Source organism: Kitasatospora sp. NPDC017646, from assembly GCF_044329365.1.
In the GTDB taxonomy this organism is placed as follows: domain Bacteria; phylum Actinomycetota; class Actinomycetes; order Streptomycetales; family Streptomycetaceae; genus Kitasatospora.
Window position 1 is genome coordinate 82,407 of the sequence record NZ_JBIRJC010000003.1, and the last position, 23,003, is coordinate 105,409.

The 23,003-nt window shown below is 73.6% G+C and carries 18 protein-coding genes, 1 pseudogene and 2 riboswitches; of the genes and pseudogenes, 11 read left to right on the top strand and 8 right to left on the bottom strand.

Going from position 1 to position 23,003, the window contains the following annotated elements:
• Window positions 1–15 precede the first annotated feature (15 nt).
• Window positions 16–111, bottom strand: a riboswitch (ZMP/ZTP riboswitch).
• A 307-nt stretch (window positions 112–418) separates the two neighbouring features.
• Complete coding sequence (locus ACH4J0_RS06035) at window positions 419–1,045, top strand: EF-hand domain-containing protein (protein WP_396236667.1); 627 nt, start codon at window positions 419–421, stop codon at window positions 1,043–1,045.
• Between the two features lie 190 nt (window positions 1,046–1,235).
• On the opposite strand, the gene ACH4J0_RS06040 is transcribed toward ACH4J0_RS06035, so the two are convergent.
• Entirely contained in the window at window positions 1,236–1,811 is a 576-nt protein-coding gene (locus tag ACH4J0_RS06040) for a TetR/AcrR family transcriptional regulator (protein WP_396236669.1), read from the bottom strand.
• 149 nt (window positions 1,812–1,960) lie between these two features.
• Here ACH4J0_RS06040 and ACH4J0_RS06045 point away from each other — a divergent pair, with 149 nt between their 5' ends.
• Entirely contained in the window at window positions 1,961–2,590 is a 630-nt protein-coding gene (locus ACH4J0_RS06045; protein WP_396236671.1) for a dihydrofolate reductase family protein, read from the top strand.
• On the opposite strand, the gene ACH4J0_RS06050 is transcribed toward ACH4J0_RS06045, so the two are convergent.
• A complete protein-coding gene (locus tag ACH4J0_RS06050; protein WP_396236673.1) occupies window positions 2,520–3,557 on the bottom strand; it encodes an EamA family transporter in 1,038 nt (345 codons plus the stop codon). The genes ACH4J0_RS06045 and ACH4J0_RS06050 overlap by 71 nt on opposite strands.
• 132 nt (window positions 3,558–3,689) lie before the next feature.
• On the opposite strand from ACH4J0_RS06050, the gene ACH4J0_RS06055 reads away from it, so the two are divergent.
• The 6 genes and pseudogenes from ACH4J0_RS06055 to ACH4J0_RS06080 form a co-directional block, all read left to right on the top strand.
• Entirely contained in the window at window positions 3,690–4,133 is a 444-nt protein-coding gene (locus tag ACH4J0_RS06055; protein ID WP_396236675.1) for a gamma-glutamylcyclotransferase family protein, read from the top strand.
• A gap of 79 nt (window positions 4,134–4,212) precedes the next feature.
• The gene (gene cbiE, locus ACH4J0_RS06060; RefSeq protein ID WP_396236677.1) at window positions 4,213–5,451 is read left to right on the top strand and encodes a precorrin-6y C5,15-methyltransferase (decarboxylating) subunit CbiE; all 1,239 of its coding nucleotides are present in this window, start codon (window positions 4,213–4,215) and stop codon (window positions 5,449–5,451) included.
• Window positions 5,448–6,209 (top strand): precorrin-4 C(11)-methyltransferase, encoded by a 762-nt coding sequence (gene cobM / locus ACH4J0_RS06065; RefSeq protein WP_396236679.1) that lies wholly within the window; start codon window positions 5,448–5,450, stop codon window positions 6,207–6,209. Before cbiE ends, cobM begins: the two co-directional genes overlap by 4 nt.
• A complete protein-coding gene (locus ACH4J0_RS06070) occupies window positions 6,206–6,961 on the top strand; it encodes a cobalt-precorrin-6A reductase (RefSeq protein WP_396236681.1) in 756 nt (251 codons plus the stop codon). The genes cobM and ACH4J0_RS06070 overlap by 4 nt, the downstream gene beginning before the upstream one ends.
• Before the next feature lie 68 nt (window positions 6,962–7,029).
• The gene (locus ACH4J0_RS06075) at window positions 7,030–7,533 is read left to right on the top strand and encodes a DinB family protein (RefSeq protein ID WP_396236683.1); all 504 of its coding nucleotides are present in this window, start codon (window positions 7,030–7,032) and stop codon (window positions 7,531–7,533) included.
• A 17-nt stretch (window positions 7,534–7,550) separates the two neighbouring features.
• Window positions 7,551–7,764 (top strand): annotated as a pseudogene (locus ACH4J0_RS06080) (protein phosphatase); the annotation flags it as partial.
• 25 nt (window positions 7,765–7,789) lie between these two features.
• On the opposite strand, the gene ACH4J0_RS06085 reads toward ACH4J0_RS06080, so the two are convergent.
• Window positions 7,790–9,319: a UDP-N-acetylglucosamine 1-carboxyvinyltransferase gene (locus tag ACH4J0_RS06085; protein WP_396236685.1), complete on the bottom strand. Its 1,530-nt coding sequence runs from the start codon at window positions 9,317–9,319 to the stop codon at window positions 7,790–7,792.
• Between the two features lie 228 nt (window positions 9,320–9,547).
• Window positions 9,548–10,747 carry a cobalt-precorrin-5B (C(1))-methyltransferase gene (locus ACH4J0_RS06090; protein ID WP_396236687.1) on the bottom strand — a complete coding sequence of 400 codons (1,200 nt, stop codon included), beginning with the start codon at window positions 10,745–10,747 and terminating at the stop codon, window positions 9,548–9,550.
• A gap of 325 nt (window positions 10,748–11,072) precedes the next feature.
• Between ACH4J0_RS06090 and ACH4J0_RS06095 the strand changes: the two genes are divergently transcribed.
• Window positions 11,073–12,812, top strand: coding sequence for a TIGR03767 family metallophosphoesterase (locus ACH4J0_RS06095; RefSeq protein ID WP_396236689.1), 1,740 nt, complete (start codon window positions 11,073–11,075; stop codon window positions 12,810–12,812).
• Window positions 12,813–12,946: 134 nt separating this feature from the next.
• Here ACH4J0_RS06095 and ACH4J0_RS06100 read toward each other — a convergent pair whose 3' ends face one another.
• Genes ACH4J0_RS06100 through ACH4J0_RS06110 form a run of 3 tightly spaced genes read right to left on the bottom strand, consistent with a single transcriptional unit; the run spans window position 12,947 to window position 16,376 of the window.
• Window positions 12,947–14,461, bottom strand: a complete 1,515-nt coding sequence (locus ACH4J0_RS06100; RefSeq protein WP_396236691.1) for a precorrin-2 C(20)-methyltransferase — start codon at window positions 14,459–14,461, stop codon at window positions 12,947–12,949.
• Window positions 14,462–14,472: 11 nt separating this feature from the next.
• Window positions 14,473–15,099, bottom strand: coding sequence for a precorrin-8X methylmutase (locus tag ACH4J0_RS06105; protein WP_396236693.1), 627 nt, complete (start codon window positions 15,097–15,099; stop codon window positions 14,473–14,475).
• The gene (locus tag ACH4J0_RS06110; protein ID WP_396236695.1) at window positions 15,096–16,376 is read right to left on the bottom strand and encodes a cobalamin biosynthesis protein CobG; all 1,281 of its coding nucleotides are present in this window, start codon (window positions 16,374–16,376) and stop codon (window positions 15,096–15,098) included. Before ACH4J0_RS06110 ends, ACH4J0_RS06105 begins: the two co-directional genes overlap by 4 nt.
• Window positions 16,377–16,566: 190 nt before the next feature.
• Window positions 16,567–16,652, top strand: a riboswitch (cobalamin riboswitch).
• Between the two features lie 157 nt (window positions 16,653–16,809).
• Between ACH4J0_RS06110 and cobN the strand changes: the two genes are divergently transcribed.
• Window positions 16,810–20,466: a cobaltochelatase subunit CobN gene (cobN, locus tag ACH4J0_RS06115; protein WP_396236697.1), complete on the top strand. Its 3,657-nt coding sequence runs from the start codon at window positions 16,810–16,812 to the stop codon at window positions 20,464–20,466.
• Between the two features lie 176 nt (window positions 20,467–20,642).
• The gene (gene lnt, locus ACH4J0_RS06120; protein WP_396236699.1) at window positions 20,643–22,250 is read left to right on the top strand and encodes an apolipoprotein N-acyltransferase; all 1,608 of its coding nucleotides are present in this window, start codon (window positions 20,643–20,645) and stop codon (window positions 22,248–22,250) included.
• On the opposite strand, the gene ACH4J0_RS06125 is transcribed toward lnt, so the two are convergent.
• Window positions 22,226–22,990, bottom strand: a complete 765-nt coding sequence (locus tag ACH4J0_RS06125) for a VOC family protein (protein WP_396236701.1) — start codon at window positions 22,988–22,990, stop codon at window positions 22,226–22,228. The genes lnt and ACH4J0_RS06125 overlap by 25 nt on opposite strands.
• Between the last annotated feature and the right edge of the window lie 13 nt (window positions 22,991–23,003).

The following is a 23,003-nucleotide window of genomic DNA, read 5'->3' on the forward strand; positions in this document are numbered from 1 at the left end:
TCTCCTGATGGGGATGCGGGCGGCCCAGGCGCTCGGCAACCGACGTGAGGATTCACGGGACCGCTTCCCGATGGTCGATTCCATCCCTACGCGCCAGTCGCGGTCCACCGGGATCGTACCAACACCGCGCGGACCGTGGCAGAGGTCTCGAAATGCGGAACGGGCGGTCCGGTTCGATTCGATATGTTCCCGTGCGACGGGCGTGTTGCGGGGAGACGAAGCCGCCACAATTCCCGAAAGAGTCCGGAAGGAATTCCACCGGAGCCCCTTCCGGTGATTTGCGGAAACCCGAACCTGCTGCCGGCGGTGTACGCCCGGGCCGACCGCCAGGAGGAACGAGCCGGGGCGGCCGTGCCCCGCCGTGTCGCCCTTCGTTCGGCTGCGCGAGTGTGGCTCAAAGCGTTAGCGTGCTGGCGACGTGACGTCGCTCAACGTGCCGCGGCCCGCCCGGAGCCGCGGGATCGCCACCGGAGGGGGCACATTGTCGGACGACCTGCTCATCGCAAAGATCAATCACGGTTTCGACTACCTCGACGCCGACGGGGACGGGCTGCTCACCGAGCGGGACCACGTCCTGATGGGCCACTCGGTGGCCCGCTCGCTCGGCCACCAGGAGGGCTCGGAGGCGGAGGCCGTGATCGTCCGCGCCTACCTGACGGTCTGGCACGACCTCCACCTCGCCGGAAAGCCCGCCGGGACGGAGGCGATCACCCGCGAGGAGTTCGTCGCCTCGACCGGCGCGCTCGCCGACGACCCGGACGCCGCCCGGGAGATCCTCGGCGCCCTGGCCGAGGCCTTCCTCGCCGTCGCCGACGCCGACCGGAGCGGAACGGTGGACGCCGGCGAGTTCTTCGTGTTCCAGCGCGGCCACTTCGCCGGGCTCTGCCGCGACGACGCCGACGAGGCCTTCCGCCACCTCGACCTGGACGGGGACGGAACGCTGTCGGCGGCGGAGTTCACCAGCGCGATCATCGAGTTCTGGACCAGCCGCGACCCGGAGGCGCCGGGGAACTGGTGGACGGGGAAGCCGCCCCACGCGCTCTGAGTCCGCGCGCCCCGAACCCGCGCGCTCCGACCTGAGCGCTCCGATACACGGGCTTCCGCCGACCCGCTCCGGGCCGGCGGAGGCCTTTCGCGTGTTCGGGCCCCGACGTGCACGCGGAGGCGGGAGCGCGGGCAGCGGGGCGGGGCCGCGGCCGGCGGGGGCGGGGGCGGGGGCGCCGGGGCGCGCGCCGTCAGGCGGCCGGGACGGTCCGCTCGACGATGGTGTCGATCAGCGCGGCGAGGCCGTCGGCGCCCAACACCTCGGGCAGAGTGAGGTGTTCGAGGATCAGTCCGGTCATGGCGAGGTAGAGGACGAGGACGGTCTCGCGGTCGCCGGGCAGGCCCTCGCCCAGGTGGTAGGCGATGTTGGCCTCCAGATCGTCCCGGACGGTGCCCGCGAGCTGGGCCCGCAGGTCCGGGCGGCGGGTGGCCTCCAGGCGCAGTTCGAGCATCGCGAGGTAGCCGGCCCGGTCGGCGGTGATGCGGCGGATCAGGTCGTGCATCAGCGCCGTGACCAGCGCGCGGTCGCGGGGTGCGCGCAGCAGTTCGGCGAGGATCGCCGGGTCGGGGGTGAGCCGTTCGTGGATGTGCCGGGCGGTCTGGTGGAGCAGGTGGTCCCGGTTGGCGAAGTAGTTGGAGGCCGTGCCGTTGGGGACGCCGGCCTGTCCGTCGACCGCGCGGAAGGTGAGGCCGCGGGCGCCCTCGCGGGCGAGGACCTCGATGGCGGCGTCGGCGAGGGCGGTGCGGCGGGCGGGGTTCTGGACCATGGGGCGATTCTCTCTCCTGTTCAGTCCGGCGCGGTCCGAGGAGCGTTCGATCGACCCCTCTTGCAACCACTACAGACAAAGTACTATAATTGTCGTGGTTACGCGGCGGGCCGGTCCGGTCCGCGCGCCTCGCGACCCCAAGGACCCGTATGCGTAAGCTCAGTTACTTCGTCGGCGCCACCATCGACGGCTTCATCGCCGCGCCGGACGGCGGCTACGACTTCTTCGCCCCGTTCGTCACCGAGGACTACGCCCCGACGCTCTTCACCGAGTACCCGGAGACCATCGCCACCCCCGGCCGGGCGGCGTTGGGCATCGCGGACGCGCCCAACAAGCGCTTCGACACCGTGCTCCAGGGCCGCGGCAGCTACGACGCCGGGCTGGCCGTCGGCGTCACCAGCCCGTACGCCCACCTGCGGCAGATCGTCTTCTCCCGCACCCTGGAGACCAGCCCCGACCCGGCGGTGGAGGTCACCACCGAGGACCCGCTGAGCCTCGTCCGCCGGCTCAAGCAGGAGGACGGGCTCGGCATCTGGCTCTGCAGGGGCGCCGACCTGGCCGGTCAGCTGCTGCCCGAGATCGACGAGCTGATCATCAAGCAGTACCCGGTGGTGGCCGGGTCGGGTGTCCCGCTGTTCCGCGCGGGTTTCGAGCCGCGCGCCTTCACGCTCACCGACAGCCAGGTCTTCGAGCGCGGGAACGTCGTCCTCACCTACGCGCGGACGTCGCCCCCGACTTCGACGGGCTCCCCGGCCGCCGGCTCCCCGGCCGCCGACTGACGCTGACCACCAGACAGACGCCGACCACCACGATCGACCCGCCCGCCAGCGTCGGGCCGGTCAGCGGCTCGGCCAGGATCAGCCAGCCCAGCAGCACCGCGACCACCGGGTTGACGTACGCGTAGGTGGCGACCAGGGTCAGCGGGGCCGACTGCAACAGCCAGGCGTACGCGGTGAAGGCGAGCAGCGAGCCGAACAGCACCAGGTAGGCGAGGGCCAGCCAGGACCGCCCGGAGACGGCCCCGAGGTCCAGTCCGTGCTGCTCACCGCGGGCCAGCCCGATCAGCACGTTGCACAGGCCGCCCGCCAGCATCTGGTAGGCGCTCGCGGCGAGCACGTTGCCCGGCATCGGGATCCTCTTGCTGGCGAACGAGCCGGCCGCCCAGGCCAGCGTGGCGCAGATGATCAGGACCACGCCGAGCGGCTTGACCGACCCGCCGATCGCGGGGGCGGACAGCACACCGAGGCCGACCAGGCCCAGCAGCACCCCGGCGAGCTCGGCGCGCTTGGGACGCTCGCCGCCGCCGACGGCCGTCAGCACGACCATCCACAGCGGGACGGCGGCCACCAGCAGGGCGGCCAGCCCGGAGGGGACGGAGGTCTCGCCGAGCACCACCAGGCCGTTGCCGCCGGTCAGCAGCAGCAGGCCGACCAGGGCCGCGGAGGCCAGCTGGCGCCCGCTCACCCGCAGACCGGCCGGGCCCTGGCGGACCAGCAGGTAGCCGGCCAGCAGCAGACCGGCGGTGAGGAAGCGGGCGGCGGCGGAGAAGAAGGAGGGCATCGTCTCGACCGCGATCCGGATCGCCAGGTAGGTCGAGCCCCAGACCACGTAGACCACCGCGAGGGCGAGCCAGACGGCACCGGACAGACGGACGGAGGAAGGAGGGGTCGCGGCTGGGGACGGGGGCGCGCCGGGAGTGCCGCTGTCGGAGGTCGTGGCCGGTTGTGGGGAGGCGGGCGATGTCATGTGTGTCCCCCTAGGACGGTGCTGGCTGAACACCCGACATGACAGCGCATCGGCGGCCCTGGCGCCAGTGGGTATCACCAACCGGTCAGCAGAACGTAGCGTGGGCGCTCCCGGAGCGAGGAGGTCGAACCCGTGCCCGAGTCCGAGCAGGCCCCACCGGTCGGGGCGGCCCTGCCGTTCTTCGTGTACGGCACCCTGCGCAGCGGCGGCCGCAACCACGCCGTCCACCTGGCCGGGCGCTGCGCCGGGATCCTGCCGGCGGTGCTGGACGGCGCCGCCCTCCACGACGGACCGGGGTACCCGTACGCGGTGCCGGACGCGACCCCCGGGCGCCGGATCGTGGGTGAGCTGGTCACCGTCCGCCCGGGCGCGTACGCCGGGGTGCTCGCGGACCTGGACCGGCTGGAGGACTGCCGGGCTGACGGAACGGGGCTGTACCTGCGGCGGCGGATGGCGGTGCGGACGACCGCGGGCGAGCGGCGCGAGGCCTGGGTGTACCTGGCCGGTCCGGCGGCCACGGCACGGCTGCGGGAGCGGCCCGCGCTGATCGCCTCGGGGGACTGGACGGACAGGTGAGGGCGGCCGGTTCCGGCCCGCGTACCGCCAGGTAGGCTGCCCCGGCCAGCAGGAACGAACAACGACGAGGAGCCACCCGGTGCCCGAGCTGCCCCCTCCGATCACCGTCGTCGGGATCGGGGCCGACGGCTGGTCCGGCCTCGCCGCCGGCTCCCGGGCCGCGCTGGAGTCCGCCGAGGTGGTCATCGGCGGCCCCCGGCAGCTGGAGCTGCTCCCCCGCGACGAGGTCACCGCCGAGCGCGTCGCCTGGCCGTCACCGCTGCGCCCGGCGGTCCCCGGGCTGCTCGCCGACCACGCCGGCCGCCGCCTCGCCGTACTGGCCAGCGGTGACCCGATGTTCTTCGGCATCGGCCGCACCCTCGCCGAAACCGTAGGTGCCCGACGGCTGCGCGTCCTGCCGCACCCCTCCTCCGTCTCCTACGCCTGCGCCCGGCTCGGCTGGCCGCTGGAGGCCACCGAGGTGGTCAGCCTGGTCGGCCGACCGCTGGACACCCTCACGCTCGCCCTGAACCCCGGCCGCCGCCTGCTGGTGCTCAGCGCCGACGCCGCCACCCCGGCCGCCGTCGCCGCGCTGCTCACCGAGCGCGGTTTCGGCGCCGCCCGTCTGCGCGTCCTCGAACAGCTCGGCTCCCCCGCCGAGCACTGCCTCGACGGTCGCGCCGACGACTGGCCGCACCCGTCCGGCGACCCGCTGAACCTCATCGCCGTCGAACTCGGCGACGGCCCGCGCAGTTCCCTCGTCCCCGGCCTGCCCGACGCCGCCTACGAGAGCGACGGCCAGCTCACCAAGCGGCACGTCCGCGCCGCCACCCTGGCCGTGCTCGCCCCCTCCCCCGGCGAACTGCTCTGGGACGTCGGGGGCGGCTCCGGCTCGATCGCCGTCGAGTGGCTGCGCGCCCACCGGGACTGCCGGGCCGTCAGCATCGAGCGCGATCCCGTCCGGGCCGGGCGGATCGCCCGCAACGCCGCCGCGCTGGGCGTGTCCCGACTCCGGGTGGTGACCGGCCCCGCTCCCGCCGCGCTCGCCGAACTCCCCACGCCTGACGCCGTGTTCATCGGCGGCGGCCTCACCGCCCCCGGTCTGCTGGACAGTTGCTGGGCCGCGCTGAGCCCCGGCGGGCGGCTGGTCGCCAACACCGTGACACTGGAGTCCGAGGCGCTGCTCACCGAGCGGTACCGGCGCCACGGCGGGGAGCTGGTCAGACTGGCCGTCGCCCACGCCGTACCGGTGGGCGGCTTCACCGGGTGGCGGCAGGCCATGCCGGTCACCCAGTGGTCCGCCGTCAAGCCCGACACCCCTCAGGAGGACGCCTCGTGACCGTCTACTTCATCGGAGCCGGCCCGGGCGCCGCCGACCTGATCACCCTGCGCGGCCAGCGCATCCTGGCCCGCGCCGAGGTCTGCCTCTACGCCGGGAGCCTCGTCCCGCGCGAGCTGCTGGAGGAGTGCCCGCCCGGCGCCCGGCTGATCGACACCGCCCAGCTCAACCTGGACCAGATCACCGCCGAGCTGGTCGCCGCGCACCGGGCGGGCCGGGACGTGGCCCGGCTGCACTCCGGCGACCCGTCCGTCTTCTCCGCCGTCGCCGAGCAGATGCGCCGTCTGGACGCGGCCGCCGTCCCGTACGAGGTGGTCCCCGGCGTGCCCGCCTTCGCCGCCGCCGCGGCCGCGCTGAAGCGGGAGCTGACCGTGCCGACCGTCGGCCAGACCGTCATCCTGACCCGGATCGCCAAGCGGGCCACCCCGATGCCCGAAGGCGAGGACCTCGCCACGCTCGGCCGCAGCGGCGCGCTGCTGGTGCTGCACCTGGCCGCCGGCTACGTGGACGACGTGGTGGAGCAGCTGCTCCCGCACTACGGCGCCGACTGCCCGGCCGCCGTGGTCGCGATGGCCAGCCGACCCGACGAGCTGGTGTTGCGCGGCACGCTCGCCGACATCACCGGACAGGTCAAGGAGGCGGGCGTGGTGCGCACCGCCGTCATCATCGTCGGCCGCACGCTCGCCGCCGAACAGTTTCGCGACAGCCACCTGTACTCGGCGGACCGCGAGCGCCCGCACGAGCCCTGCGGCGCATGACCGGGCCGGCCCCCGCGCACGTGCTGGTCCTGGGGGGGACGACGGAGGGGCGGGCGCTGGCCGCCGCGCTGGACGGCCGGCCGGCCCTGCGGGTCACCAGCTCGCTGGCCGGACGCGTCGCCCGGCCCCGGCTGCCCGCCGGGGAGGTGCGGGTCGGCGGCTTCGGGGGCCCGGACGGGCTGGCCGCCTGGCTGCGCGCCGAAGGGGTGGCCGCCGTCGTGGACGCCACCCACCCGTTCGCCGCCGGGATGTCCCGCAACGCCGCCCTCGCGACCGCCGCCACCGGTGTGCCGCTGCTGGTGCTGCGGCGCCCCGGCTTCGCTTCCGTCCCCGGGGACCGCTGGTACCCGGTGTCCTCGCTCGCGGCGGCCGCCGACCTGCTGCCCGGCCTCGGGCGGCGGGTCTTCCTCAGCTCCGGCCGGCAGGGCATCGGCGCCTTCGCCCACCTGGACGGACTGCACTTCCTCGCCCGCTCGGTGGACCCGCCCGAGCCGCCGCTGCCGTCCTCGCTCGAAGTCCTGCTGGACCGCGGCCCGTTCACCCTCGACGGCGAGCGGGCCCTGCTGCGCGACCACCGGATCGACGTGGTCGTCACCAAGGACAGCGGGGGCGCCGCGACCGCACCCAAGCTCACCGCGGCCCGCGAACTCGGCCTGCCGGTGGTCGTGGTGGAGCGCCCGGCACTGCCGGAGGGCGTACCGGTCGCGGCGGACGTGGCGGGCGCGGTGCACTGGCTGGAGCGGACGGTCTGAGTTCAGGGGCGTGTCCGGTCCGTGGAATCGGCCGGGCGGTCGCGCCGGAGTCCGGCCAGGATGGCCCGATGACCGATGACCAACGCACCACCACGTTGCGGACGGCCGACGAACGGGCCACCCTGGCAAGCTTCCTGGACCACCAGCGCGACACCCTGGCGATGAAGTGCGCCGGCCTGACCGCCGAACAGCTCCGCACCCGCGTGCTGGAACCCTCCGGACTCTCCCTTCTCGGCCTGGTCCGCCACCTCGCCGAGGTGGAACGCAGCTGGTTCCGCAACGTGCTCGACGGCGAGGGCCGGCCCGGCTTCTGGAAGCACCCCGACGGCACCTTCGCCGAGTTCGACGTCGAGACCGCCGACCCGGAGGCGGCCTTCGCCGTCTGGCGCCGCGAGTGCGAGCACGCACGGGAACTCGTCGCCGCCGCAACCTCGTTGGACGTCCTGGGCCGCTACGGCGAGGAGGTGTTCTCGCTGCGCTGGATCCTCACCCACATGATCGAGGAGTACGCCCGCCACAACGGCCACGCCGACCTCCTGCGCGAGCACCTCGACGGCAGCACCGGCGAGTGACGTCCGCGCCCGCGCCGGGGTGCCGGATGCTGGTGCGCTGCCACTCGGGCTACAACCGCTCGGGCCTGGTGGTAACGCAGACGCTGGTCGATCTCGGGCACGGCGCGGAGGAGGCGGTCCGGCTGGTGCGGGAGCGGCGTTCGCCCTGGGCGCTGAAACAACCCGGTGTTCGTGGACTACCTGAACACCGGGTTGGACGTGGCGGTACTGCTGGCCGGCCTCAACGGGTGAGGCCGGCCAGTGATCCGATGCTCCGTCAGATGTCGCGGAAGGTCTCGATCTGGGCACCGATCGAGTTCAGGCGCTCGGCGAGGTCCTCGTAACCGCGGTTGATGACGTAGACGTTGCGCAGGACGGAGGTGCCCTGGGCGGCGAGCATCGCGAGCAGGATGACCACGGCCGGGCGCAGCGCGGGCGGGCACATCATTTCGGCGGCGCGCCAGCGGGTCGGGCCCTGGACCAGCACGCGGTGCGGGTCCAGCAGCTTGACGTCCGCGCCGAGCCGGGTCAGGTCGGTGAGGTAGATCGCGCGGTTGTCGTAGACCCAGTCGTGGATCATCGTGGTGCCGTGGGCGGCCGCGGCGATGGCGGCGAAGAACGGCACGTTGTCGATGTTGATGCCGGGGAACGGCATCGGGTGGATGGTGTCTATCGGCGCGGTCAGCTTGGAGGGGCGCACGGTGAGGTCGACCAGACGGGTCCGGCCGTTGTGGGCCCGGTACTCGGGGGTCCGGTCGTAGTCGAGGCCCATGCCCTCCAGCACCGCGAGTTCGATCTCCAGGAACTCGATCGGCACCCGGCGGATCGTCAGCTCGGAGGAGGTGACCACGGCGGCGGCGAGCAGGCTCATCGCCTCCACCGGGTCCTCCGCCGGGGTGTAGTCGACGTCGCAGGTGATCTGCGGGACGCCGTGGACGGTGAGGGTGGTGGTGCCGATGCCCTCGATCCTGACGCCCAGCTTCTCCAGGAAGAAGCAGAGGTCCTGGACCATGTAGTTGGGCGAGGCATTGCGGATGACGCTGACGCCGTCGTGCCGGGCGGCGGCCAGCAGGGCGTTCTCGGTGACGGTGTCCCCGCGCTCGGTCAGCACGATCGGGCGGTCCATCGGGGCGCCCGGCTCGACCGAGGCGTGGTAGGCGCCGCCGGTGGTGGCGACCTCCAGGCCGAAGCGGCGCAGCGCCGTCAGGTGCGGCTGGACGGTACGGGTGCCGAGGTCGCAGCCGCCCGCGTACGGGATGGCGAAGCGCTGGGCGCGGTGCATCAGCGGGCCGAGGAACATCAGCACGCTGCGGGTGCGGCGGGCGGCCTCGACGTCCATCGCGGCGAGGTCGAGTTGCGCCGGCGGGGTCAGTTCGAGGTCGCGGCCGTCGTTGAGCCAGCGGCTCTTGACGCCGATGCTGGTCAGCACCTCGAGGATGCGGTAGACCTCCTCGATCCGGGCGACGCTGCGGATCGTGGTGCGGCCGGTGGTCAGCAGCGAGGCGCACAGGATCGCGACGCAGGCGTTCTTGCTGCTGCGGACGTCGATGGCGCCGGAGAGGCGGGTGCCGCCGGTGACGCGCAGGTGCATCGGGCCGGAGTAGCCGAGGGAGACGATCTCGCTGTTGAGGGCTTCGCCGATGCGGGCGATCATCTCAAGGCTGACGTTCTGCTTGCCCTGTTCGATGCGGTTGACCGCGCTCTGGCTGGTGCCGAGTGCCTCTCCGAGCTGCGCCTGGGACCAGCCGCGGTGCTGGCGCGCGGTACGGATGAGGGTGCCGATACGGGTGAGGTAGTCGCCTGTCACTCGGCAGACGATATCTCATGGTTGAGATGGCAGCAGAATCAACGGCGGGTGCAGCGCCACTTTTGTCCGCTTCTCACCCCGTATGAGCGTCAGATCTTCACATCACCGCGCGATAGCACTGAGGTTCCGCTGAGAAATTTTGCTCAGAGATTTCACTGAGAGGTTTTCGCCGGGAGGTTTTCGCCGGGAGGTTCGCTGAGCGGGGTGGCGCACTCAACTCGACGCCGTTCAGGGCCCCAGCGGTTCCGCCCGGCCGACGACGGTGCCGGCGCGGTCGATGCAGATGACGTCCACGGCGACGGGCGAGCCGAGCAGCACGCCGAGCGCCGTCGCCCGGGCCGCCTCGGCGACCAGGTCCCCGAGCGGCACCCCTGCCGCCCGGCACAGCTGCACCGCCTCCAGCCCGGTGTTGGCCGCCGCCACCGCGGCCGCCAACTCCTCGTCCGCGCCGCCGCGCCGGGCCAGTTCGGCCAGGTACCTCTTGTCCACCTGGGAGCGCGCCGAGTGCAGGTCGAGGTGGCCGTAGGCGAGCTTGGAGAGCTTGGCGAAGCCGCCCGCGATGGTCAGCCGCGGAACCGGGTGACGCTTGAGGTACTTGAGGACGGCCCCGGCGAAGTCGCCCATGTCGAGCAGCGCGTCCTCGGGCAGTCCGTGCACCGCGACCGCGACCTTCTCCGAGGTCGAACCGGTGCAGCCCGCCACGTGGGTGCGCCCGGCGGCCCGGGCCACGTCGACGCCGCGGCGGATCGAGTCGATCCAGGCCGAGCAGGAGTAGGGGACGACGATCCCGGTGGTGCCGAGGATGGACAGGCCGCCGAGGATGCCGAGTCGCGGGTTCCAGGTCGAGCGGGCGATCTCCTCCCCCTGGTCGACGGAGATCTCGACCACCACGTCCCCGCTGCCGCCGTGCGCCGCCGCCACCTCTGCCACGACGTCGCGGATCATCTGCCGGGGCACCGGGTTGATCGCGGGCTCGCCGACCGCCAGCGGCAGCCCGGCCTTGGTGACCGTCCCGACTCCGGGGCCGGCCCGGAACACCACCCCGGCGCCGGGTTCGCCGGGTCGTACGGTCGCTCGGACCAGTGCGCCGTGGGTCACGTCGGGGTCGTCGCCCGCGTCCTTGACCACGCCGGCCGTGGCGCCGACCGGCCCCTCACCGTTCTCGGTCAGCTGCTCGGCGGTGGTCGGCCGGGTGGGAGTGGTCAGCTGCTCGGCGGTGGTCAGCTGCTCGACGGCGAGGGCGAAGGCGGGCTGCTGGCCCTTGGGGAGGGTGATGGTGACCGGGTCCGGGAACTCGCCGGTGAGCAGCGCCGTGTACGCGGCCTTGGTGGCGGCGGTGGCGCAGGCGCCCGTCGTCCAGCCGTGCCGAAGCCCGCTGCTCTTCAGCTGACCGGCCCGGCCTCCCTCCTCGGCTCCCGCTGCGGCCACTCTGTCCCTCGCTCCCGCGCCACCGGGACGGGGCTCGCGCACCGTCCCTCGTCCCGTCGGCGGCCGCACCGGCCGTCGCCGCCGATTTTCCCCCATCCGTCCGGCTCCGCCCCGACCGGGGTGGCGGCGGGCTCCACCGTCGGCCGGCTGGTCAGAGGAGGGCGGCCCCGCGTTCCCGAAGAGTTCTCCACCCGGGCCTAACGCCCGGCGGCTACCGATGGGTAATCTGGCGGTCCGCCAGAAGCGGGTTCATGACACTCAGGTCCGGTGGGCGGGACGCTTCTCCCGGCCGGACCGTCAGCATGTGGGGGTTTTTGTGGCAGGCATGAAACGACGTACGTTCATCACCGGTACGTCGGTGGCCGCCGCCTGGTCGGCCTTGTCGTTGGGCGGCGCCCAGTTCGCCTCGGCCGCCGGGCGGGACCGGGCGCTGGCGACCACGGCCGCGCGGGCGGTCAGCGTCGCCGGGACGACCTTGGAGCAGGTGGCCACGCCATCCGGCACCGGCGCCTACAAGCGGCTGACGGCCGGGCCTGGGTGGCCGCTGGTGGTGCGCGGTGAGCTCGCGGCGCCGGGCTCCGGGCGCGACGACCGCCGCACCGGGCTGGCCAGCTTCGTCCAGTTCAGCGACCTGCACCTGGTGGACACCGAGTCCCCGGTGCGTTTCGAGTTCCTGGCCAAGTACAACGACAGCGCCTACCGGCCGCAGGAGGCCCTGAACGCCCGGGGTGTCTCGGCGCTCGTCGAGCGGGTCAACTCGCTGTCCGGCGGCCCGTACACCGGGATGCCGTTCAGCATGGTGATGGCCACGGGTGACAACACCGACAACCACGAGCTGGCCGAGCTCGACTGGTACCTCACCGTCATGGGCGGTGGGCGGATGGCCCAGAACACCGGTGACCCGACCCGCTACGAGGGCGTGCAGAACTCCGGCAACTCGGCCTTCTGGAACCCCGAACTCGCCTACAACGACATCTACAAGGCGAAGGGCTTCCCGCAGGTGCCCGGCTTCCTGGCCGCGGCCGGCCGGCCCTTCGACGCACCGGGCCTGAAGACCCCCTGGTACACCACCGTCGGCAACCACGACGACAGCATCGAGGGCTCGCTGCCGGACTTCGGGCTGCTGAACGACCTCTACACGGGCGGGCTCAAGCTGGAGGGCTGCGACGACGCGACCGCCGCCCAGCTGATGGACTCACTGCGCCGCGACCCGGCGGGGGCCGTACTGCTGCTCGCCAAGCTGCTCGGGACCGGCGAGGCGGTGCGCCGGGTGACTCCGGACGAGCGCCGACACCCGTTCACCCTCAAGGAGTTCGCCAAGGCCCACCTGAACCCGGCCGTCACCGGTGCCGGTCCGTTCGGGCACGGCTTCACCTCGGACATGGTGGGCAGCGGCAAGCTCTACTACACCTTCCGGATCTCGGAGAAGGTGGTCGGCATCAGCCTGGACACCACCAACCAGGCCGGGTTCGCCGACGGTTCGCTCGGCACCGCGCAACTGCGCTGGCTGGAGCAGCAGTTGAAGGACCACAGCGGGCACTGGTACGACACCAACGGCAACAAGGTCACGGGCGGCAGCACCGACGACGTGATCCTGGTCTTCAGCCACCACACCAGCGGCTCGATGGGCAACCTGTTGCCGGACCCGCGCAACGTCTTCGAGAAGCGGCACGACGGCAACGAACTGGTCGCGCTGCTGCAGCGTTACCCGAACGTGGTCGCCTGGGTGAACGGGCACACCCACATGAACAAGATCACTGCGCACGGGCACGCGGTGCCGGAGCGGGCGTTCTGGGAGATCAACACCGCCTCGCACATCGACTACCCGCAGCACGGCCGCATCATCGAGATCGCGGACAACGGGGACGGCACGCTGTCGCTGTTCACCACGCTGATCGAGTCCTCCGCGCCGTACACGACGGACTTCGGCAGCACCTCGGACGCCAACCTGGCCGCGCTGTACCGGGAGCTGTCCTACAACGACCCGAACGGCAGGGTCTCGGCCCTGCTCGGTGCCGGGGAGGACCACAACACCGAGCTGCTGATCACCAAGCCGACCCGGTGACGGGCACGGGGCGGGACTGACGACTGACGGCTGACGGCTGACGGCTGACGGCGAACAGAAAACAGGAAACGGGAACCAGATGACAGCTAACAGATGATGAAATCTGTTAGCTGTCATCTGTCATTCTTCCGCCGTCACGCCTCCGGATACCGCCGGGGCGTCCAGACGACCTCCACGCCGCCGCCCCGCCCGACCGCCTGGGTCTGCGAGGAGCCGATCAGCAGGATGGTCCGCATGTCGACCAGTGCCGGATCCAGCTCGCCGAGCCGGACGATCCGGATCCGCTCGGTCGGCCCGCCCACGTCGCGGGCCATCACCACCGGGGTCTCCGGCGCCCGGTACTCGAGCAGCACGTCCCGCGCCAACCCGACCTGGGTGGTGCGGGACTTCGAGCCCGGGTTGTACAGCGCGAGCACGAGGTCAGCCTCGGCCGCGGCGCGGAGCCGCTTGGCCACCACGTCCCAGGGCTTGAGCCGGTCCGAGAGCGACACCACCGCGTAGTCGTGCCCGAGCGGGGCGCCGACCCGGGAGGCGGCCGCGTGGGCGGCCGTCATGCCGGGGACGATCCGCACCGGCACGTCCCGGTAGTCCGGCTCGCAGGCGACCTCCAGTACGGCGGTGGCCATCGCGAAGACACCGGGGTCACCCGAGGACACCACGCAGACCCGGTGCCCGCGCCGGGCGAGGTCCAGGGCGAACTCGGCGCGCTCCGACTCCACCTTGTTGTCCGAGCCGTGCCGCCGCTGCCCCGGCCGCTCCGGCACCCGGTCCAGGTAGGTGGTGTAACCGACCAGGTCGGTGGCCTCGGCCAGCGCGCCGCGCGCCTCGGGGGTGAGCCAGAGCGGCCCGGCCGGACCGGTGCCGACCACGGTCACGCTGCCGACGCCGTCCGCGAGCCGGACGGCCGGCTCCAGCGGCGCGACCCTGCTCGGCAGCACCGCCACCGAGAAGTACGGGACGCTCTCCCCGTCGACCTCGGCGAGCGGCGCGATGCGCTCCCCCTCCATGAAGGCACGCTCGACGTACTGGGCGTCGTCCAGTCGCCCGGCCCGCTCCAGCGCGCGCCGGACGGCCGGGAAGGTGCGACCCAGCTTCATGATCACGGCGGAGTCGGCGGAGGCGATCCGCGCGGTCAGCTCCTCCTCGGGCAGTGTGCCCGGGATGACGGTGAGCGTCTCCTCCGCCTCGGTCAGCGGCTGCCCGAGCCGGGCCGCCGCCGCGCTGACCGAGGTCACGCCGGGCACCACCTCGGTCGGGTAGCGGTGCGCGAGCCGCTTGTGCATGTGCTGGTAGGAGCCGTAGAACAGCGGGTCGCCCTCGGCGAGGACGACGACGTCACGCCCGGCGTCCAGGTGGGCGGCCAGCCGGGCGGCGGCGGCCTCGTAGAACTCGTCCAGCGCGCCCCGGTAGCCGCCGGGGTGGTCGGTGGTCTCGACAGTGAGCGGGTAGACCAGCTTCTCCTCGATCTGACCACCAGTCAGGTAGCGTTCGGCGATCGAGCGCGCGATGGACCGGCCGTGCCGGGCGCTGTGGTACGCCACCACGTCGGCCTTGCCGATGAGTTCGGCGGCACGAACGGTCACCAGCGACGGATCGCCCGGGCCGAGCCCGACGCCGTACAGCCGGCCAGCAGACACCTGATGCGACACCTGTTGATCCGTCACTCTTCTTCACTCGCAATTGCGTTGATGGCGGCCGCGGCCATCGCACTGCCGCCGCGCCGACCGCGCACCACCAAGTGCTCCAGTGCCGAGGGGTGTTCGGCCAGGGCCTGCTTGGACTCGGCGGCACCGATGAAGCCGACCGGGACGCCGATCACCGCGGCCGGGCGCGGCGCGCCCGCCTCGATCATCTCCAGCAGCCGGAACAGCGAGGTCGGCGCGTTGCCGACGGCGACCACCGCCCCCTCCAGTCGGGGCAGCCACAGCTCCATGGCCGCCGCGCTGCGGGTGTTGCCCATCGCGCGGGCGAGTTCGGGAACCGACGGGTCGGTGAGGGTGCAGATCACCTCGTTGTCGGCGGGCAGCCGCTTGCGGGTGACGCCGCTCGCGACCATGTTGACGTCGCAGAGGATGGGCGCACCGGCGTGCAGAGCCGCGCGCGCCGAGGCGACCACGCCAGGCGAGTACACCAGGTCCTCGACCAGGTCGGTCATCCCGCAGGCGTGGATCATCCGCACCGCGACCTGGGAGACGTCCGCCGGGAGGGCGGCCAGATCGGCCTCCGCACGGATGGTGGCAAAGGACTGGCGGTAGATGGACGCGCCGTCCTTCTCGTACTCGATCAATTCGTGGTCCTCCTGGCCTCGGCTACCGCCTCGGCCATCTCCTCGTTCCTCACGTCCACGGGTGCGCCCGCGGTCGTGGTCGGCCCGTTCACCGTCACCCGGTAGCCGTGCCCCGTGGCGAGCACGTCCACCCACCGCCCGGCCGGGTGGCCGCAGCGCCGTTCACAGCCGGACCAGTGGACGGGCAGTCCCCCGGTCCCCGTTCCCGACCCTGTTCCCGGCCCCGCCCCTGTTCCCGCCCCCGTTCCCGTCTCCAACGCCCGGGTGGCGTCGGCCCGTACGTCGGCCAGCGACTTGGCGCAGCCCGGCAGCCCGGTGCAGGCGGTGGCCCGCTCCCAGGCCGAACCCGGCTCGGTACGGAACCCGGCCGCCGCCAGCGCGGGAAGCCGGTCGGCAGGAGCGCCGGGCAGCACCACGCCGCGCCACGGGGTCAGCCGCAGTTCGCCGGCCGAGGCGGCGACCAGCTCGCGCCACTGCACGGCACTCGCCCGCCCGAAGCGCATGCCCACCGAGAGCCCACCCGGCAGCGCGCCGGCCGGGGCGGCCACGGCGGAGGTGGCCGGCAGCGGCACGGAGCCCGCGGGCAGCAGGTCGGGCACCTCGCGCAGGTGCCAGGCCCTGCGGCCACTGCCACGCAGCGCGTCCAGGAAGGCGCGGGCCGCGTCCAGGACTGCCGTCACTTCCTGCCCGGCCTCGACGGAGTGTCCGCGGTCGGCCCGCCCCAGGCGCAGCAGCGCGGGGCCGCCCGAAGCTGCGATCAATGTCACATCGGCGTCGAGCGCGGCGACGTCGCCCCGCCCGTCGTCCAGCGCGAACAGGAACTTGCCGGAGAGCCCGGCCGCCCAGTCGCTCGCGCACAGCCGCGCGTCCAGTTCCCGCACCCAGGCCTGCACATCGGCGTTGCCGAGGGCGTCCAGCCCGGCCAGCGGCGAGGCGACGATGTTGCGCACCCGCTCGTGGGTGTCCGAGGGCAGCAGGCCGACGACGCGCAGGCGCTCGGCGAGTTCGGCCGCGCAGTCCGGGGCCAGGCCGCGGAGTTGGACGTTGCCGCGCGAGGTGGTCTCCAACTCCCCGTCGCCCAGGGCTTGCGACGCCTCGGACAGCGCGAGGGCCTGACGATCCGTCAGCAGTCCGCCGGGCAGCCGGACCCGGGCGAGGCCGCCGTCGTCGGCGGTGTGCAGGCGAAGGGCCCCGGGGCAGGCGTCCGCGCGCCCCCGGTCGGGCACGGCGGCGCCCGGCGCGGTGGCGTCGGGTGTCGGTGGCATGGCGGCGAGCATACAGATGATCCGATCGCCTGCCTCCGTCCGCTGCGTCACACCCGGCAGCACGCCCGGCGCCCGTGAGCACCGTGCGCCCGCCCGTGCGCCGGGCGGGGTGAAGCTGGCTCTCCCCCAGCTCAGCCGCACCCCGTACGATGCTGGCGGGCGGTCCCCAGCGGGCCGTCCACACGCCAGCGACGGCGCAGGGGAGGAAACCGGTGCAAGCCCGGTGCGGTCCCGCCACTGTGACCGCGGTTCACCGGGAAGCCGGTCGGCCGCGGGAGCCAGGAACTCCCGCCGTCCTCCACCGGCCCGGGGCGCGGACCCCGAGGAAGGCAGAAATGCACCAGCGCTGTCGCACGCCCGTGCCCGTTCCCCCGGCCCCCACCACGGCCGCCCCGGCCACCACTGCGGCCATCCTGGCCACCGACGAGGCCGGGAGGGCCTTCGCATGATCCTGCTGCTGTCGACGTCCGACACCGACTTGCTCAGTGCCCGCGCATCGACGGGCCCGGTCCCGTACCGGCTCGGCAACCCGGCCCGGCTGACCCCCGAGGACCTACCCGCGCTGCTGGAGGGCACCGAACTGGTCGTGGTCCGTCTGCTCGGCGGGCGCCGCGCCTGGCAGGAGGGCCTGGACGCACTGCTGGCCGGCCCCCGCCCGGTGGTGGTGCTGACCGGCGAGCAGGCCCCCGACGCCCAGCTGATGGAGCTGTCCACCGTCCCCGCAGGCATCGCCGCCGAGGCGCACGCCTACCTCGCCCACGGCGGCGCGGCCAACCTGGCCGAGCTGGGCGCCTTCCTCTCCGACACCGTGCTGCTGACCGGCCACGGCTTCGCCCCGCCGGCCTCCGCCCCCGCCTGGGGCCCGCTGGAGCGCGAAGCCCGCGGCACCGACGAACGCGGCACCGACGAACGCGGCACCGACCGCCCGACGGTCGCGGTGCTCTACTACCGCGCCCACCACATGAGCGGCAACACCGCCTTCGTGGAGACGCTCTGCCGGGCCATCGAGGACCAGGGCGCCCGCGCCCGGGCCTACTACTGCGCCTCGCTGCGCGGCGCCGAGCCCGAGCTGCTCGCCGAACTCGGCGCGGCCGACGCGATCGTCACCACCGTGCTCGCCGCCGGCGGCACCCGCCCGGCCGACGCCCAGGCCGGCGGGGACGAGGAGGCCTGGGACGCCGGTGCGCTGGCCGCCCTGGACCGCCCGATCCTCCAGGCGCTCTGCCTCACCTGGTCGCGCGCCCAGTGGGAGGCCAGCGACGACGGCCTCTCCCCGCTGGACACCGCCACCCAGGTCGCGGTGCCGGAGTTCGACGGCCGCCTGATCACCGTCCCGTTCTCCTTCAAGGAACTGGACGAGGACGGCCTGACCGTCTACGCCGCCGATCCGGAGCGCGCCGCCCGCGTCGCCGGGACCGCCGTCCGTCACGCCCGGCTGCGCCACATCCCGGCCGCCGAGCGCCGCCTCGCCCTGGTGCTGTCCGCCTACCCCACCAAGCACGCCCGGGTCGGCAACGCCGTCGGCCTGGACACCCCGGCCAGCGCGGTGCGGCTGCTGGAGCGGCTGCGCGCGGAGGGCATGGACCTGGGGTCGGACCTGCCCGGCCTGGACGGGAGCACGGACGACGGCCACGAGGGCGACGCGCTGATCCACGCGCTGATCGCCGCCGGAGGCTACGACCAGGACTGGCTGACCGAGGAGCAGCTGGGCCGCAACCCGGTCCGCATCCCCGCCGCCGACTACCGCCGCTGGTACGCCACCCTCCCCCAGGGCCTGCGCGACCAGGTCGAGCAGCACTGGGGCCCTGCCCCCGGCGAGCTGTACGTCGACCGCTCGCAGAACCCGGACGGCGACATCGTGCTCGCCGCGATCCGCTCCGGGAACCTGCTGGTGCTCATCCAGCCGCCGCGCGGCTTCGGCGAGAACCCGGTCGCCATCTACCACGACCCCGACCTGCCGCCGAGCCACCACTACCTGGCCGCCTACCGCTGGATCGAGGCCACGCAGGAGGACGGCGGCTTCGGCGCCCACGCCGTCATCCACCTCGGCAAGCACGGCAACCTGGAGTGGCTGCCCGGCAAGACCGCCGCGCTGTCCGCCGAGTGCGGCCCGGACGCCGTCCTCGGCGACCTCCCGCTGATCTACCCCTTCCTGGTCAACGACCCCGGCGAGGGCACCCAGGCCAAGCGCCGCGCCCACGCCACCCTCGTCGACCACCTCGTCCCGCCGATGGCCCGCGCCGACTCCTACGGCGACATCGCGCGCCTGGAGCAGCTGCTCGACGAGCACTCCAACATCGCCGCGATGGACCCGGCCAAGCTGCCCGCGATCCGCGCCCAGATCTGGACCCTCATCCAGGCCGCCAAGCTCGACCACGACCTCGGCCTGGACGAGCGTCCCGAGGACGACGGCTTCGACGACTTCCTGCTGCACGTCGACGGCTGGCTGTGCGAGGTAAAGGACGCACAGATCCGCGACGGCCTGCACGTCCTCGGCCAGGCCCCGGTCGGCACCGACCGGGTCAACATCGTGCTCGCCATCCTGCGCGCCCGGCAGATCTGGGGCGGCGTCCGCGCGCTGCCCGGCCTGCGCGAGGCGCTCGGCCTGGACGAGGCGGCCCTCACCCTCGGCGCCACCGACGCGGCCGAGGCGCAGGCCCGTGCCCTGGTCGAGGCGATGGAGGCGGAGGACTGGGCGCCGTCGGCGGTGGAGAAGGTCACCGCCGAACTGCCGGAGGCCGTCCAGCGGTCCGTCCGCGAGGTGCTGGACTTCGCCGCCACCCAGGTGGTGCCGCGCCTGGCCGCCACCACCGACGAACTGGACGCCGTGCTGCACGCGCTCCAGGGCGGCTTCGTCCCGGCCGGTCCGTCCGGCTCCCCGCTGCGCGGCCTGGTCAACGTGCTGCCGACCGGCCGCAACTTCTACTCCGTCGACCCGAAGGCCGTCCCCAGCAAGCTCGCCTGGGAGACCGGCCAGGCACTCGCGAGCTCGCTGGTCGACCGCTACCGGGCCGACAACGACGGCGCCTACCCGCCCTCGGTCGGGCTGTCGCTCTGGGGCACCAGCGCGATGCGCACCGCCGGTGACGACATCGCCGAGGCCTTCGCCCTGCTCGGCGTCCGCCCGGTCTGGGACGACGCCTCGCGCCGGGTCACCGGCCTGGAGCCGATCCCGCTCGACGAGCTCGGCCGCCCGCGCATCGACGTCACGCTGCGCATCTCCGGCTTCTTCCGGGACGCCTTCCCGCACGTGGTCGCCCTGCTGGACGACGCGGTGCGCCTGGCCGCCGCCCAGGAGGAGGCTCCCGAGTCGAACTACGTCCGGGCCCACGTCCAGGCCGACCTCGCGGTGCACGGCGACGAGCGCAAGGCCACCGTCCGCGTCTTCGGCTCCCGCCCGGGCACGTACGGCGCGGGCCTGCTCCAGCTGATCGACAGCCGGGACTGGCGCACCGACGCCGACCTCGCCGAGGTCTACACCGTCTGGGGCGGCTACGCGTACGGCCGCGGGCTGGACGGCCGCCCGGCGCGCGAGGAGATGGAGACCGCGTACAAGCGGATCACCGTCGCCGCGAAGAACACCGACACCCGCGAGCACGACATCGCCGACTCGGACGACTACTTCCAGTACCACGGCGGCATGGTGGCCACCGTGCGCGCCCTCACCGGCAAGGCCCCGACCGCCTACATCGGCGACTCGACCCGCCCGGAGACGGTCCGCACCCGCACCCTGACCGAGGAGGCCGCCCGCGTCTTCCGCGCCCGGGTGGTCAACCCGCGCTGGATCGAGGCGATGCGTCGCCACGGCTACAAGGGCGCCTTCGAGATGGCCGCGACGGTCGACTACCTGTTCGGCTACGACGCCACGACGGGCGTGGTCGCGGACTGGATGTACGAGAAGCTCACCCAGGAGTACGTCCTCGATCCGGTCAACCGCGAGTTCCTGGCCGGTGCCAACCCGTGGGCGCTGCACGGGATCAGCGAGCGGCTGCTGGAGGCGGCGAGCCGCGGGCTGTGGGAGCAGCCGGACCCGCAGCTGATCGAGCAGCTGCAGGCCGCGTTCCTGGAGACCGAAGGCGACCTGGAGGGTGACGAGGGCTGAGGACGGCGGCCCGGCGGCTGAACGGCGGCTGCTGAACGGCGGCTGAAGTACGGCGGCTGCCCACCTTCCCCGGGGGAGGCGGGCAGCCGCCGCCGTCACGCCCCTTCCCCGGACCGGTGTCAACCGCGCGTGACGCCATCTGGCACCGGCCGCCACTCGAGCGGACAATACGGGGCATGTCGCGCCGCATCGCTCCCGCCAGCCCAGCCCTGAGCACGACCAGCACGACTCCCATCGAGAAGCGGCAGCCGCGCGTGCCGCACCGGTACCGGGCGCGCCTCGGGGCGCTGGCCGCCGGGGCCGTACCGGTGGTGGCGTTCCCGGCGCCGGGGCAGGCGTGGCTGGCCTGGGTCGCACTGGTCCCGGGGCTGCTGCTGTTGCAGCGGGCACCGTCGGGCCGCGAGGCGGCGGTGCGCGGATGGTGGTTCGGGGCGGGGTTCATCCTGACCGCGATGTACTGGCTGGTGCCGTCGATCGGGCCGGCGCTGCCGGTGCTCGCGGTGCTGTTCGGGGCGCTGCAGGCCGTGGTCGGGTACGCGGTGCACCGCCTGCTGCACCCACCGCTGACCACCCGTCGGGCGCTGCTCGCGCTGCTGGTCGTCCCGGCGGTGTGGGTGGCCGCCGAGTACGCGCGCTCCTGGCACGCGCTCGGCGGGCCGTGGGCACTGCTCGGCGCCACCCAGTGGCAGCACCCGGCGATCCTCGGGCTGGCCGCGGCGGGCGGGATCTGGCTGGTCAGCGCGGCGGTGGCGGCGGTGAACACCGGGGTGCTGATCGCGCTGACGGCGGTGCACTGGCGGCCCCGGGCGGCCGCGGCGCTGGTGACCGTACCGGTGCTGGCAGCCGGTCCACTGCTGTTCTCGCTGAACCCGGCTCCGGTGGGGGCCGGAGCGGTGACGGTGGCTCTGGTCCAGCCCGGCGTCGTCGAGGACCCGCAGGCCCGGTTCGAGGCGAGCACGCGGGACACCGCCGCCCTGGTCGGACAGCCGGTGGACCTGGTGGTGTGGGGCGAGAGCAGCACCACCGCCGATCTGGACCGCGATCCGTCCGCGCTGGACGAACTGCGCCGACTCGCCGCCACCACCGGCGCCGAGGTGATGGCCGGGGAGGACGCCCGCAAGGCGGACGGGCGGATCTCCAAGGACGCGGTGCTGGTCTCCCCGGCGGGGGTGGTCGACCGCTACCGCAAGATCCGGCTGGTGCCCTTCGGCGAGTACATCCCGTTGCGGCCGGTGCTCGGCTGGATCGCCGGGGTCAGCCGGGCGGCGGGCGAGAACCGGGCGCCCGGCACGGCCTTCCACGTGCTGCCGGCCGCCGACCGTTCGGGCCGGCCGCTGCCGGTGGGCGCGCTGATCTGCTTCGAGTCGGCCTTCCCGGACATGGCGCGCAGCGCCGCTCGGGACGGCGCCCGGGTGCTGGTCTACCAGTCCTCGACCTCGACCTTCCAGCACACCTGGGCGCCCGAGCAGCACGTCTCGCTGGCGGCGATCCGGGCCGCCGAGACCGGGCGCCCGGCCGTCCAGGCGTCGCTGACCGGGGTCTCCGCGGCCTTCGACGCCCAGGGGCGGGAGCTGGCCCGGCTGGGCACCGACGGCACCGGCGCGCTGACCGTGCGGCTGCCGCTCGCCGCGCCCGGCACGGTGACCTGGTACGACCGGATCGGCGACGTGGTGCCGATGGCCGCCCTGCTGGTCACGGCGGGCGCGGCGGTGTCCGTCTGGCGCTCGCGCGCCGCGCGGCGGGCGGCCGGGCCGGAGACTCAGCCCTCGGCGGCGTCGCGGTAGATGCCGAACGCGGCGCCCTGGGGGTCGCGCAGCACGGCGATCCGCCGGCCGCCCTGCATGGAGACGACGGGCACCAACACCTCCCCGCCCATGGCGACCGCCCGGCTGACGGTGTTGTCGGCGTCGGCGACCGCGAAGTACGGCAGCCAGTGCGGCGGCACGTGGGGCGGGTAGCGGTCGTCCATCTCCAGCATGCCGCCGAAGTCCCGGCCGTCCAGACCCCACTGGGTGTAGTGCTCGGACGGCGCGACGGACCAGCCGAAGACCTGCGGGTAGAAGGCCCTCGCGTCGGCCGCGTCCCGGGTGGCCAGCTCCACCCAGCCGAGCGAGCCGGGCTCGTTGAACACCCCGGCACCCTTGAAGCGGCGGGCTTGCCAGAGGATGAAGACCGCGCCGGACGGGTCGGCGGCCACCGAGAAGCGGCCGTGGTCGAGCACGTCGCCGGGCTCCTTGATGACCTTGCCGCCGGCCGCCTTGATCTTCGCCGCCGTGACCTCGGCGTCGGCGACCGCGAAGGCGACCGTCCAGGCCGTCGGCTGCTGCGGGGCGTACCGCGGGGTGACGGCCGCGGCGGGGGCGTCGCCCAGGAACATCTGGGTGTAGCCCTCGGCTTCGGGGCGGACGCCGCCGTCGGGGCGCCAGCCGAAAAGTTCGGTGTAGAAGGTTCGGGCGGCGGGCGGGTCGTCGGTGCCCAGCTCGACCCAGCAGGGGGCGTTGGTGGTGACGGAGGTCTGCTTCATGGCTCTGACTCTC